Annotated in this window: 16 protein-coding genes; 5 read left to right on the top strand and 11 right to left on the bottom strand. The window is 74.7% G+C overall.

Annotation, left to right across the window (positions count from 1 at the left end; translation table 11 throughout):
• The first annotated feature begins 23 nt into the window (after window positions 1-23).
• Both RGE_RS13910 and RGE_RS24415 read left to right on the top strand, forming a co-directional pair.
• Window positions 24-209: a DUF1328 domain-containing protein gene (locus RGE_RS13910; protein ID WP_014429054.1), complete on the top strand. Its 186-nt coding sequence runs from the start codon at window positions 24-26 to the stop codon at window positions 207-209.
• Window positions 206-529 (top strand): hypothetical protein, encoded by a 324-nt coding sequence (locus RGE_RS24415; protein ID WP_014429053.1) that lies wholly within the window; start codon window positions 206-208, stop codon window positions 527-529. The genes RGE_RS13910 and RGE_RS24415 overlap by 4 nt, the downstream gene beginning before the upstream one ends.
• 99 nt (window positions 530-628) lie before the next feature.
• Here RGE_RS24415 and RGE_RS13900 read toward each other — a convergent pair whose 3' ends face one another.
• From RGE_RS13900 to RGE_RS13875, 8 genes are all read right to left on the bottom strand, one after another.
• Window positions 629-1,138, bottom strand: a complete 510-nt coding sequence (locus RGE_RS13900; RefSeq protein ID WP_014429052.1) for a pyridoxamine 5'-phosphate oxidase family protein — start codon at window positions 1,136-1,138, stop codon at window positions 629-631.
• A 98-nt stretch (window positions 1,139-1,236) separates the two neighbouring features.
• A complete protein-coding gene (locus tag RGE_RS13895) occupies window positions 1,237-1,833 on the bottom strand; it encodes a PqiC family protein (RefSeq protein WP_014429051.1) in 597 nt (198 codons plus the stop codon).
• Window positions 1,830-2,855 (bottom strand): MlaD family protein, encoded by a 1,026-nt coding sequence (locus RGE_RS13890; protein WP_014429050.1) that lies wholly within the window; start codon window positions 2,853-2,855, stop codon window positions 1,830-1,832. The genes RGE_RS13895 and RGE_RS13890 overlap by 4 nt, the downstream gene beginning before the upstream one ends.
• The gene (locus tag RGE_RS13885) at window positions 2,852-3,610 is read right to left on the bottom strand and encodes an ABC transporter ATP-binding protein (RefSeq protein WP_014429049.1); all 759 of its coding nucleotides are present in this window, start codon (window positions 3,608-3,610) and stop codon (window positions 2,852-2,854) included. The genes RGE_RS13890 and RGE_RS13885 overlap by 4 nt, the downstream gene beginning before the upstream one ends.
• Complete coding sequence (locus RGE_RS13880; RefSeq protein WP_014429048.1) at window positions 3,607-4,737, bottom strand: MlaE family ABC transporter permease; 1,131 nt, start codon at window positions 4,735-4,737, stop codon at window positions 3,607-3,609. The genes RGE_RS13885 and RGE_RS13880 overlap by 4 nt, the downstream gene beginning before the upstream one ends.
• An 18-nt stretch (window positions 4,738-4,755) precedes the next feature.
• Window positions 4,756-4,908 (bottom strand): hypothetical protein, encoded by a 153-nt coding sequence (locus tag RGE_RS24305; protein ID WP_014429047.1) that lies wholly within the window; start codon window positions 4,906-4,908, stop codon window positions 4,756-4,758.
• A 136-nt stretch (window positions 4,909-5,044) separates the two neighbouring features.
• Window positions 5,045-5,209: a hypothetical protein gene (locus tag RGE_RS24395; protein WP_014429046.1), complete on the bottom strand. Its 165-nt coding sequence runs from the start codon at window positions 5,207-5,209 to the stop codon at window positions 5,045-5,047.
• A gap of 115 nt (window positions 5,210-5,324) precedes the next feature.
• Entirely contained in the window at window positions 5,325-7,607 is a 2,283-nt protein-coding gene (locus tag RGE_RS13875; protein WP_014429045.1) for an AI-2E family transporter, read from the bottom strand.
• 257 nt (window positions 7,608-7,864) lie between these two features.
• Here RGE_RS13875 and RGE_RS13870 point away from each other — a divergent pair, with 257 nt between their 5' ends.
• Window positions 7,865-8,374: a hypothetical protein gene (locus tag RGE_RS13870; RefSeq protein WP_043784110.1), complete on the top strand. Its 510-nt coding sequence runs from the start codon at window positions 7,865-7,867 to the stop codon at window positions 8,372-8,374.
• Window positions 8,375-8,442: 68 nt separating this feature from the next.
• Here the strand turns inward: RGE_RS13870 and RGE_RS13865 are convergent, their stop codons facing one another.
• Window positions 8,443-9,330, bottom strand: a complete 888-nt coding sequence (locus RGE_RS13865) for a fructosamine kinase family protein (protein ID WP_014429043.1) — start codon at window positions 9,328-9,330, stop codon at window positions 8,443-8,445.
• 38 nt (window positions 9,331-9,368) lie between these two features.
• Between RGE_RS13865 and RGE_RS13860 the strand changes: the two genes are divergently transcribed.
• Window positions 9,369-10,283 (top strand): TIGR01212 family radical SAM protein, encoded by a 915-nt coding sequence (locus RGE_RS13860; protein WP_014429042.1) that lies wholly within the window; start codon window positions 9,369-9,371, stop codon window positions 10,281-10,283.
• Window positions 10,284-10,334: 51 nt separating this feature from the next.
• Window positions 10,335-10,580 (top strand): hypothetical protein, encoded by a 246-nt coding sequence (locus RGE_RS13855; protein WP_014429041.1) that lies wholly within the window; start codon window positions 10,335-10,337, stop codon window positions 10,578-10,580.
• Here RGE_RS13855 and RGE_RS13850 read toward each other — a convergent pair whose 3' ends face one another.
• Together RGE_RS13850 and RGE_RS13845 are read right to left on the bottom strand one after the other, a co-directional pair.
• Complete coding sequence (locus RGE_RS13850) at window positions 10,581-11,669, bottom strand: FUSC family protein (protein ID WP_014429040.1); 1,089 nt, start codon at window positions 11,667-11,669, stop codon at window positions 10,581-10,583.
• Window positions 11,666-12,475 carry an AraC family transcriptional regulator gene (locus RGE_RS13845; RefSeq protein WP_014429039.1) on the bottom strand — a complete coding sequence of 270 codons (810 nt, stop codon included), beginning with the start codon at window positions 12,473-12,475 and terminating at the stop codon, window positions 11,666-11,668. The genes RGE_RS13850 and RGE_RS13845 overlap by 4 nt, the downstream gene beginning before the upstream one ends.

Here is a 12,475-nt window from a genome sequence, read left to right as displayed (position 1 = left end):
CGAACCCGGACGCGAGGTGGCTCATGCTGCAACTGGCCGTCGTCTTCTTCGTCATCGCGCTGGTCGCGGGCGCGCTGGGTTTCACCGGCGTCGCCGTGGGTGCGGCGCAGGTGGCGCAGCTGCTGTTCGTGGTCTTCCTGCTGCTGGCGCTGGGCAGCTTCGTGCTCGACGCGCTGCGCCGCCGCCGCTCGCGCAAGGTGTCGCGATGAACGCCGTCCTCCGCCTGGGCGGCACCTTGTTGCTGCCGCTGTGCCTGTCCTGCCAGGCCGGCGACGGGCGCGGCGGCGCGCTGGACCTGCGCATGCCGCGTGCCGAACGCCCCTTGCCGCGCCTGCTGATCGTGCCCGAGCCGGCCTTTGCCACGCCGCCGGCGCAGAGCCTGTCGCGCCCGGCGCTGGCCTTCGAGGACGGCGAAGGCCCGGTGTCGATCCCGAGGGGCGCTCTGCGCGTCCAGCTCTCGGGCGACGCGTCGCTGTCGCTGCGCCCACGCCGCAACGGCCTGGCGGTGGCCTGGCGCAAGCGTTTCTGAGCGCCGGCCGCCGCCGCAAAAAAAGCCCCCGCGCCGGGTGACCGGGGCGGGGGCAGTCGGGCGACTCCAGCCGCCCGGCGCATGACGCGCGTTGGTGGTTCAGTCGCGGGGCAGGCCGCCCAGCCGTTCGTGGTCGCCGAGCCCGATCGGCCGTGCGGCGACCACCGAAGCGGCCATCGCCGCAAGGCGCACGACGGCGCTGTGTGGCCCGTCCCAGGCCTCGGCGCGGCGCGGTGCGAACTTCAGCAGCACCAGGTCGGGGTCGTGCTCGCCGTCGGGGAACCAAGGCCTCGCGGCCGCGGTCCACAGCGCCGCCTTCAGCTCGGGGCTGTCGACCAGGTCCACCTGACCGGGCAGCGAGGCGTAGACGCCGCGCGGGACGTCGACGAAGGCCAGGTTGGCTTCGCGCGCGCCGTGGCCCAGCAAGGGCTGCATCGTGCGGCGCGAGACGAAGAACCAGAAGCGGCCGTGGTCGTCGAGTTCCAGCGGCGTCAGCGGCCGGCTCGTCAGCTCGCCGTTCTCTTCCAGCGTCAGCATCGCGACACGCTGGCCTTCGAGCTTGGCGGCCAGGCGTCGACCGTCCTCGGTGGTCTGGGGCGAGATCTTCATGGCGGTGCTCCGTGGATGGCATTGCACTGTAGGCAGCGCGGTGGCCGCGGCCGGTCGGAGCAGTGGCCCGCGGGCCGTAGGACAAGCGCCCGGCCGTTTCAGCCCGCGGCGATGCGCTCGGCCAGCCGCCACAGCACGCGGCGGTGGGCGCGCACGATGTCCTCGGCGGCGCTGCCGGCGCTCGGCTCCAGCAGTGCCGCGCTGCCGGCACGCGGCGGCTGGCGCCCGGCAGGGTCTTCGAGCCACCAGCGTGCGACGCAGCGCACGCCCGGCGGCGCGGCCTGGGCGTGCAGCTCGGCCAGTTCGACGCGCAGCACGCGCGCCGCCTGCAGGCCCGCCGGCAGCGGCGCCAGCCAGATGCTGCCCGGCCCGCGCAGGCGCTCCAGGTCGGCGCGCAGCACGCGCGGCAGCGCGTCGCGCAGCGGCTCGGCCCAGCGTTCGCCGTCCAGCGACTGCAGCCGCGTGTCGCCGGCGGCGACGAGGATCGCGTCGCGCTGCAGATACTCCGGCAGTGCCACCGTCGGCGACAGCGCCCAGACCTCGGCAGCGGGCGACGCCTCGGGCACCGGGCCGGGCGCGGCGCTGTCCAGCCGGTACAGGCGCCGCGGTGGCGTCGGCGCGGCGGCGCAGCCGGCGAGCACGAGGGCAGCACCGGCCACCAGGCGGCGGCGCAGCGGGCAGGGTGCAGGGCTCATCGGCGGGACTCCTCGGCGTCGGGGGCACGGCCGCGCAGCAGCGCCTCGGGGTGGCGTTCGAGCAGGTCGGCGAGTTCGCGCACGGCGCGCGCGGCGCGCGACACGTCTTGCAGCGTGCGGTCGGTGCCGCGCATCAGCGACGAGTCCTCGGCGGTGGCGCGGCGCAGCCCGGCGGCGGCGGTGGCCAGTTCCTCGGCGCTGCGCTGCAGCTGCGCCATCAGCGGCGAATCGGGTGCCAGCAGCGTGTCCAGCCGTTCGGCCGAGGCGCGCACGCCGTCGGCGGCGCTGCCCAGCCGGCGCATCGCCGCGTCGGTGCTGCCCAGCGCGCCCTGGGCGCCGTCGGCCAGCGGCCCCAGCCGGCGTTCGAGCTGCTCGCTCACTTCGCGCAGGTTGGCGGTGATCTGCTGCAGGTCGTTCAAGGCCTGGCCGAGCTGCGGGCCGGCGACGATCGCACGCGCCGACGCGGCGATCGCGGCGACGTCGTCGACCAGGCGCTTGACGTCCAGGCCGTCGAGCTGGGCCTTCAGGTTCTGGATCGTGGTCTCCGAGGTCGGGATCTCGACCAGCCCGGGGTAAGCACCGCGGCGCGAACGCGCTTCGTCGGGCCGCAGGTCCAGGTCGACGTAGAGCTGGCCGGTCAGCAGGCTCTGCATCGACAGCTTGGCGCGCAGCCCGCGTTCGACCAGCGCCGGCAGCGCCAGCCGCGGCTGGTCCTCGGCGCTGCGCCCGTCGAGGTTGCGGATCGCACCGCGGTCGAGCTCGACGAAGACCGGGATGGAGAACTGGTCGCTGCTCGGATCGTGGCGGATCTCGACCGACTCGACCTTGCCGACCCGCACGCCGCGAAAGACCACCGGCGCGCCGACCGGCAGGCCGAAGACCGAGCCGCTGAAGTGCATCACCGCACGGTCGGTGCGAGCGAACAGCCGCCCGCCGCCGATCGCGAAGGCCGCCGCGCCCAGCAGCAGCAGCGCGCCGAGCACGAAGGCGCCGATCAGCGTCGGGTTGGCGCGCCGCTTCATGCCGGCTTCCCGCGGGCGAGGAACTCGCGTACCGACTGCGGGCCGCTGCGGGCCAGCTCGTGCGGCGGGCCGAGCGCGGTCGCGGTCTTGGTCTGCGCGTCCAGGAACAGCAGGCGGTCGCCGACGGCCATCAGGCTCTCCAGCTCGTGGGTGACCATCACGACGGTGGTGCCGAAGTCGTCGCGCAGCTGCAGTATCAGCTCGTCCAGCCGCGCCGAGGTCAGCGGGTCCAGCCCGGCCGAGGGCTCGTCGAGGAAGAGCAGCGGCGGGTCCAGCGCCATCGCCCGCGCGATGGCGGCGCGTTTGCGCATGCCGCCGCTGAGCGCCGAGGGCTCGGCGTCGAAGCTGCCGTCCAGGCCGACGAGGGCGAGTTTGAAGCGCGCCTCGGCTTCGCGGCGCGCCTCGTCCATCGTCGTGAAGAGCTGCAGCGGCAGCATCACGTTCTCTCCCACGCTCATCGAGGTCCACAGCGCGCCGGCCTGGAACATCACGCCGAAGCCGTGGCGCAGCGTGGCGAGTTCGGCGTCGTCGGCGGCGTAGAGGTCGTGGCCGCCGTGCAGCACGCGCCCGGCTGCCGGCGGCTGCAGCCCGACGAGGTGGCGCAGCAGCGTGCTCTTGCCGCAGCCGCTGGCGCCGGCGATGACGAAGACTTCGTCGCGGCGGATCTCGAAGTCCAGGTCGCGCTGCACGACGTTCGTGCCGAAGGCCATCGTCAGGCGCTCGGCACGCACGAGCGGGGCGCCGTGCGCGCTCACCAGCCCAGGCGCTGGAACAGCACCGTCAGCGCCGAGGCCGCGATGACGATCCAGACGATGGACTGCACGACCGACTTCGTCGTCGCCGCGCCGACGGCCTGGGCGCTGCGGCCCGCGGCCAGCCCCTGGCGGCAGCCGGCGATGCCGACCAGCACGCCGTAGCAGGCGGCTTTCACCAGGCCGATGGCGACATGCTCGACGGCCAGCGCGCGCTCGCTGTTGTTCAGGTAGGCCAGCGGCTCGACGCCGAAGATCGCCACCGCGACCAGCCCGCCCATCAGCATCGCGACGATCGCGCCGTAGGCCGCCAGCAGCGGCGTCACGACGGCCAGCGCCAGCACGCGCGGCAGCGCGAGGTGATCCACCGGCGCGATGCCCAGCGTGCGCAGCGCGTCGACCTCCTCGGCGGCGACCATGCTGCCGATCTGCGCCGCGAAGGCCGCGCCGACGCGGCCCGACAGGATCACGGCCGTGATCAGCGGCGCGATCTCGCGCACGACGCCTATCGTCACCAGGTCGGCGATGAAGACCTGGGCGCCGAAACGTGCCAGCTGCACCGCGCCCATGTAGGCGACGATCAGGCCGACCAGCGCGCAGACCAGCGACACGATGGGCACGCTGCGCGGGCCGCACTGGTCGAGCTGCCAGGCGAAGTCGGCGCCGCGCATGTCGCTGCGGCCGCGCAGCAGCCGGCCGAAGGCCAGCACCAGCTCGCCGACGAAACGCAGGGTCGCGAGCGCGCGCTCCCAGGCGTCGTGGCTCTGGTGGCCGAGTTCGGTGACCCAGTGCGGACGTCGCGAGCGTGGGGCGGGCGGCGGCGCCGCCGCGGCTCGCGGCGCTGGCAGCGCCAGCGTGAGGATGCGCGCCAGGCCGGGCGGCAGGCCGTCGAGCTTCAGCTCGCGCGACTCGGCGGCCAGCGGCTGCAGCAGCTGCCACAGCGCCGAGGCGAGGCGGGCGTCCCAGGTGATGTCCTGGGCCTGCACGCGCAGGCGGCGGGCGTCGCCGGGCGGGGCGGGCAGTTCGGCGGGCATGCCGCGCCAGTCGCCGGCCAGTTGCAGCACGGCGTTGCCGCCGTCGGCCTGCCACTCGGCGCGTGCCTGGCGCTCTCCGGCTTCGGGCGCGCTCACCGGCGCGCCCCGTGTCGGTCAGCGGCCCAGGAAGCGCTGCAGCAGCGAGGCCAGACCCGCGGCGAGTGCGCCGAGGGCGAGGATCTGGGCGGTGTCGGGCACACCGTCGGCCAGACCCACGAGCGGGGTGAACAGGGCGATGGCCAGCAGGGCGGCGGCGCAGTGCAGCATGGTCGGTGCGGCTCGGGCAGCGGGATGGCGCCCATTGTGCGGAGCCTCCCGGCACGGCGCCCGGCGGTCGCGGCCGCAGGCGGCTGTCGGAGCGGCCGCGGCGCCGCTGTCGGACGCGTCCTACGCCGCATCGGCCTCACTCGCGCCCGGGCTGCGGCCGCAGGGCGCGGCCTTCGTCCTTCGGCGCGGCCGCGTCGATCAGCCAGGGCAGGGCGGCCTCGCAGCCCAGCGCCCAGGCGGCGTCGTCGCGTTCCAGGGCGTCGTCTTCGGGACGGGGGGCGATCGGCAGGCCCTCGTTCATGTCGTGCTCCTCGGCGGTCGGGCCCCGGACGGGCCACGCTGAACCGCATCGTCGCGGGGCAAGCCGGGTGCCCGGCGTCGGGAGGCACCGCCGCCGCGTGTCGGACGAGACGCCGTCAGGCCGTCGCCGGCTGGCCCGGGGGCGTCAGCGCGGCCGAGGCGGCCGGCGCGGGCGGCTCGCCGTCGCTGCTGCTGGCCACGGCACGCGCGGCCTCCTGGGCCAGCGACTGCAGCAGCCGCAGCTCGCCCGGCGTCGCGCCGCGCGGCCCGGCGCGGGCGACGACGAGGGCGCCGCGCAGGCCGCCGGCGTCGTCGAGCAGCGGCGCGACCGACGCGACCAGCCCGCCCAGCGTCTGCTGCGGATCGGGCAGCGCACCGGCGGCCACGCTCGTGTGCTGGAAGGCGGCGGCGGCTTCGGCGGCCAGGCGCGAGGCCGCCGTGCCGAGCGCCGCGTCGGCGCCGGGCGACACGAGGCAGCGCCTGTCGCGCAAGGCCAGCGAGGCCACCGGCGCGTCGAACACGTCGACGGCGCGCTGCAGCACCGGCGTCAACGCCGCCTGCAGTTCGCCGGCCGGCAGCGTGCGGGGCGCCTCGGGCGCAGCCTCGCCGGCAGTGCGCGGCGGCAAGGCCTGCAGCGCCGCTTCGTCCAGCGTCGCGGCGACGTGGTCGACACCCAGGTCGGCAGCGGCCTCCGGCGTTCGCAGCGTGGTCGCCGCGTTCCACGGCGCCAGCACGATGCGCAGCCCCGGCTCGCGGCGGCGCAAGCGGCGGCAGACGAAACGGGCGTTGACCTCGGGCGCCGGATTGAAGGCCGAGAGCACGACCGCGTCGACACCGTCCAGCGGCAGGCGGCCGATCTGCTCGACGCTGAGTCCTGCGGCCGGCACGTGGCGCGCGTCGGCGCCAGCGGCGGCCAGCGTCAGCGCCAGCATCTCGGCGGCCAGCGAGTCGAGTTCTGAGCGCAGGCCGATGCACAGCACGCGCGCCGCGCCTTCGGCCGGCGCCGGGGCGGGCGAGGACTGGCGCAGCTCGTGGAGCAGCGCGGCCATGCCGGAGACGACACGATGGCGGTGCTCGGCGCCGCTGCGCGCGTGCGCCAGGCTGGCCTGCTGCAGCGCCGGCACGCCGGTGTCGCGCAGAAAAGCCTGCAGCGAGCCGCTGCGCACCTCCTGCTCGGCCAGTTCGATCGCCTCCTCGACGTCGCCGGCCAGCAGGCGCTGGTACAGCCGCGTCGGCGCGTCGAAGACCGGCGTCGCGCCGAGCAGGTGCTCCAGGAACCTCAGCGGCCGCAGGTGGCGGCCCATGACGACCAGGCAGACCGTGATCGGCGTCGCCAGCAGCAGCCCGACCGGCCCCCACAGCGCCGCCCAGAAGGCCGCCGACAGCAGCAGCGCGACACGCGCGATGCCGGCGCTGGCGCCGTACAGCCAGGGTTCGACCAGGCTGTTGATGACGATCTCCAGCGCCAGCACCAGGGCCAGCGTCCAGAGCAGCAGGCTCCAGCCGTCGTCGACCGCGAAGGCCATCAGCGCCGGGCAGACCGCCGCGACCAGGCCGCCGACGTAAGGCACGTAGCGCAGCACCGCGCCGAGCACACCCCACAGCAGCGCACCCGGTACGCCGATCAGCCACAGCCCCAGGCCCAGCGCGGCGCCGAAGCCCAGGTTCACGCCGAGCTGCACCGTCAGGTAGCGGCTGACGCGGCGCGCCGCCTCGTCGACGGCGGCGGTGGCGCGGCGCAGGTCGGCGCCGGCAAAACGCAGCAGGCGTTCGCGCAGGTCGCTGCGGTCGATCAGGATGAAGACCAGGAACACCAGCGCCACGCCGGCGGTGGCCAGCGGCGTCAGCACCGGCAGCGCGACGTCGGCCAGGGCCTCCAGCGGCGAAGCCGGCGCGGGGTCGACACGGACGCGCATCGGCGCGTCGGCGGCGGCCGGCTGGCCGGGGTGCAGCGCGCGGCGCGCGGCGTCGAACTCGCGCTCGACGACGTCGACGACCCGCGAGGCGCCGCCCAGCGAGCCGCCGTTGAGCACCACCGCCTGGCGCAGCGTGCGCAGCTTCTTCTGGATCGTGCTCTGGTAGCTCGGCAGGTCGCGCCCGAGTTCGGCGACCTGCGAGCCGACGAACAGCGACAGCCCGCCGAGCACGCCGACCGTCGCCGCGATGACGATCGCCACCGCCGCCGCACGCGGCAGCCAGGCGCGGCGCAGCCGCGTCACCAGCGGGTCGAGCACGAAGGCCAGCAGCACCGCCAGCGCGAACGGCACCAGGATCGCCTGGCCGAGGTAGAGCGCGGCGACGGCTAGCGCGATGGCGATCGCCGTCGCCAGCCCGGCGGGCAGGACGACGAGGCGTTCGCTTTCCTCGGGGTGGGGTGGGTCGGCGGGCGGGAACGGCATGGCCGGGCCTGAACTTCGGACGGTGGCGGCCATTGGGCGCTCTGCGGACCCTGCACGCGCGTCGGTCTGGAGCGAGCCCGCCTGTAGGACGCTGCCCCGCGTCCCCGCAATCGCGTGGTGCCGCCCGGTGGCGGCCTTGGGGCCCATCAAGTTCACGCCGGTTCACGTTCAGTAACGTGGCGCTCCGCAAGCGCCGACGTGGCGGCGTTCCGGCAGCCGGACGCGTGCACCGATCCGGGTCTTTTGGAGAGAGAAGAATGTTGAAGAGAACGATGGCGCTGGCCGTGCTGGCCGCGGCGCTCACCGGCTGCGCGACGATCATGGGCTCGCCGACGCAGACCTTGCCCATCGGCAGCACCCCCAGCGATGCCGACATCATGATCACCGACGAGTCCGGCATTCAGGTCTTCGCCGGCAAGACCCCGACCTCGGTCACGCTCAACAAGAGCACCGGTCGCTACTGGGGTGGCAAGAAGTTCACCGTGACGATCTCCAAGCCGGGCTACAAGACCCAGGTCATCCCCGTCGCCGCCGGTGCCAACGGCTGGTACATCGCGGGCAACCTGATCTTCGGCGGCCTCATCGGCTGGTTCGTCGTCGATCCGCTGTCGGGCAACATGTACACGCTGTCGCCGGAGAGCGTGGCTTCCAGCCTGCCGGCCGACGCCACCGCGCACAACAACAAGACCAGCGACGGCAGCATCTCGATCGTGCTGCTGCAGGACGTGCCGGCCTCGCTGCGCGAGAACCTCGTGCGCGTGAACTGAAGCACGCCGCACACCCGACAGAAGGCCGGACCCGCTTCGCCGGGGCCGGCCTTTTTCTTGACCGGTGTTCAGGCGGTGCGTGAGAGCCGCTCGGCCAGCCGCAGCGACTGCGCGACGTAGCCTCCGCCGAACAGCAGCGCGTGGTTCAGCAGGTGGTGCAGCTGGTACAGCGGCCGGCGCCGCTCGTAGCCCGGGGCCAGCCCGGCCGTGGCGCGGTAGGCCGGCCAGAAGCCCGGCGGCGGCGAGCCGAAGAGCTCCAGCATCGCCAGCTCGGCTTCGGCGTCCGAGACCGAGACCGCGGGGTCGTAGACCACCGGCGTGCCATCGGCCAGCGCACCGTGGTTACCGCTCCACAGGTCGCCGTGGATCAGGCTGGCGCGTGGCAGATGGCCGTCGTCGAAGAAACGCGGCAGCGCGGCGACGACAGCCTCGACCGCGTGGCCCAGCGCGGCGGGCGCGCCGGCGGCGGCCAGCGCCTGGTGCATCGCCATCAGGCGGCGCTGGCCGAAGAACTCGATCCAGCCGTCCAGCCCGCCGGCGCTGCTCCAGGCGTTGCGCTGCACGGTGCTGCCCAGGCGGTTGTCGCGCCGCCAGCCGAAGCGGCCGCCGCCTTCGGCCGGCGCGGCGTGCAGCGCGCCCAGCGCGGCGCCCAGGCGTGCGCCGTCGGGGCTGCCGCGCAGCTCCAGCCACTCCAGGGCCAGCAGCGCCAGGCCGTCGTCGATCCAGCAGCCGGCGACCGCCGGCACGCGCACGGTGGTCGTGGCGGCGAGCGCCTGCAGCCCGTCGGCCTCGGCGGCCAGCGTGTCGGCGTCGGCCGCCGGCAGCGTCTTGACGAACAGCGGCCCGCCCGCGCCGTCGGCGCGCCAGGTGGCGGTGAAGCCGCTGGCGCCCAGCGTGCGCACGTGCCAGGCGCCGCCCAGGCGGGCGGCGAGCGCGGCGGCGACGCGGCAGTCCATCGCCCGATGATGCCGCGCGGCGGCGGACAATCGGGGCCGTGAACCTCGATGACGTCGTCAATACGCTGGGCCGCCACCTGAAGGCGCGCTACGGCGAACGCGTGCGCAAGCTGTCGCTGAACGCCGGCTTCGGCTGCCCCAACCGCGACGGCACGCTGGGCCGCGGCGGCTGCACCTTCTGCAGCGTGCTGTCCTTCGCCGCCGACGACGGCGACGCGCCGCTGGCGCAGCAACTGGCCGAACGCCGCGCCGAGCTCAAGCGCGCGGCGCGCTACATCGCCTACTTCCAGGCCTACACCAACACTTATGCCGAGGTCGAGACGCTGACGCGGCTGTACGCCGAGGCCACCGCCAGCCCCGACGTCGTCGGCCTGGCCGTCGGCACACGGCCGGACTGCGTGCCCGACGCGGTGCTGGCGCTGCTGGCCGGCTATCGCGAACGCGGCTACGAGGTCTGGCTGGAACTGGGCCTGCAGAGCGCGCACGACGAGACGCTGGCACGCGTGAACCGCGGCCACGGCTGGGCGGCTTATGCCGACGCGGTGGCGCGCGCGCGCGCTGCCGGCGTGCCGGTCTGCACCCACCTGATCCTCGGCCTGCCCGGCGAGACCGACGCGCATGCCGTCACGACGCTGGAGCGTGTGCTCGACGCCGGCGCCGAAGGCCTGAAGCTGCACCCGCTGATGATCACGCGCGGCAGCCGGCTGGCCGTCGCGCACAAACGCGGCGAGATCGAACCGCCCGAGTTGCCGGCTTATGCGGCGCTGGTCGGCGAGCTGATCCGGCGCACGCCGCCGGAGCTGGTGTTCCACCGCGTCAGCGCCACCGCGCGCGCGCCGACGCTGGTCGCGCCCGCCTGGTGCAGCACGGTCTGGCCGGCGATGCAGGCGATCCGCGCCGACCTGGACCTGCACGGCGGCCAGGGCACGCGCCTGCAGGCGACCGCGGCCTGAAGCCGGGTGCGGCGTTTGCCCGCCGCCGGGTGCACCGCGCGAGGACCGACGATGAGCACCGAAGCCAGCTTCTCCAGCCTGCCCGAACCGACCTCCGCACCGGCCGCGCCCGCCGCGCCGGCACCACCCGCGCCGCCCGCGCCTCTGGCGCCGGGCGACCAGGCCGCCCCCGGCACGCCGGGCACCGGCGAGACCGTCTGCCCCGAATGCGGCGGCAGCGGCCGCATCAGCGAAGGCAGCTGCTGCCCGGTCTGCGACGGCACGGGCCGCATCACGGTCGGTATCGGCGGCGCCTGATCAGCGCAGCAGCCGCGGCGGGATCAGCCGCCGCATCGGCCGGCCGACGAGCACGCGGAAGCGCCGGTCGTGCAGGCACCAGGCGCCGAGCAGCGCGACGGCGCAGCCGACCGCGGTGTCGGCGAAGCGCGCCTGCACCAGCGGCCCCGGCGCCACCGCGCCCAGGTGCGCGGCGTCGGCCAGCAGGATGGTCAGCGGCGTGATGAACATCACTGCCAGCCCGTAGTGGCGCACGACGCTGATCTCGATGACGAAGCTGAGCCCCATCAGCACGAAAGCCACGCTCCACGGCCCCAGCGGCAGCGACAGGATGGCCCAGGCGACCATCAGCCCGGCGGCGGTGCCCAGCACGCGGTGCAGCTGTCGGATCCACACCGCGCGCAGCGACGCGCCCTGGATCACCGCCAGGCAGGTCACCGGCACCCAGTACGGCCGCGACAGCCCCAGCGCCTGCGCCAGCGCCAGCGACAGGCCGACGAAGGCGCCGATGACGACCGAGTCGAAGACGACGAAGTCGAAGCTCGGCGGCGCGGGTTCGGGCGGCTCCTGCGGCGCCCGCAGCCGCAGCGCCCACAGGCTGTAGGCGAAGGCGATCAGCACCGCCAGGAAAGCGCCCAGGAACAGCAGGCCCACCGAACGCGGCAGGTCCTCGACCTGCACCGGTGTGTAGGCGCCGATGGCCGCGGCCATCACGAAGAACAGGCTGCCCGGCGGGCCCATCGAGTACAGCCGCACGAGCATCGTCACGACGGCGGTGAGGAAGGCGATCGCCGGCACCGCCCAGCCGGGCGCGAAGTGGCAGATCACGCCGGTGGCGTAGCAGGCACTCATCGCGAAGGCGCAGGCCATCAGCACGACCATGCGGTGCTGCATCGGCGTGTTCGGCGTATGCACGAAGACCATGCCGCCGAGCGAGGACACGAGGCCGAACTCGATGTGGCCGAACCAGGCGCCGACGAGCAGCGGCAGCCCGGTGGCCAGCGCGGCGGCCACCGGCATCTGCCAGAGGCGGTCGCTGCGCTGCACCTGGGTCAGGTGCTGCCATTCGGCGCGCGCCAGCTGGACGAGGCGGGTACTCCAATCGCTCATCGCGGGACTCCAAGGTCGCCGCGGCGACCGCGGTAGTCGTCGGGCGTGGTGCCCATCAGGCGCCGGAACATCGCGATGAAGGCCGAGGCGCCGGCGTAGCCCAGGTCCAGCGCGATGGCCTCGACCTTGCGGCCTTCGTCGAGCATGGCCAGCGCGCGCAGCACACGCAGGCGCTGGCGCCAGGCCGCCAGCGGCATGCCCAGCTCACGCTGGCAGCGCCGGGCCAGCGTGCGTTCGGTCGTGCCGACCGCGGCGGCGAGTTCGGCGACGCTGCGCTCGTCGGCCGGGTCAGCTTGCAGCGCCTGCAGCACCGGCGCCAGCAGCGGGTCGCGCGAGACCGGCAGATAGCTGCCCGAACGCGGTGCGGCCACCAGCCGGTCGACGACGACCTGCAGCAGCCGTGCCTCGGCCTCGGTGGGCGGCGCCGCCGGCGGATGGCGGTCGAGGTGGGCGAGCAGGGCGCGCAGCAACGGGTCGACGGTGATCGCCGTAGCCTCGCGCGGCATCGTCGCGCACAGCGGCTCGGCGACGTAGACCGAGGCATGGTGCGCCTCGCGCCGGTTCAGCGCGCGGTGCTCGACGTCCGGCGGCAGCCACAGCGCGTACTGCGGCGGCGCGAGGTAGAGCGCGCCGGCGATCTCGATCTCGAGCACGCCGCTGAAGGCGTAGACCAGTTCGCCGCCGTCGTGGCGGTGGGTGGGATACCCGGCGTCGGCGGGCGTGCGCGCGGCACGGAACCAGACCGGCGTGTCGATCGTGCCGGCGTAGGGCTGGAGGAGGTGACGGGGGTTGTCTTCGGCGCTCAT

The sequence above is a fragment of the Rubrivivax gelatinosus IL144 genome, from assembly GCF_000284255.1.
Classification (GTDB): Bacteria; Pseudomonadota; Gammaproteobacteria; order Burkholderiales; family Burkholderiaceae_C; genus Rubrivivax; species Rubrivivax gelatinosus_A.
This window is presented reverse-complemented; position numbering and strand designations above follow the sequence as displayed.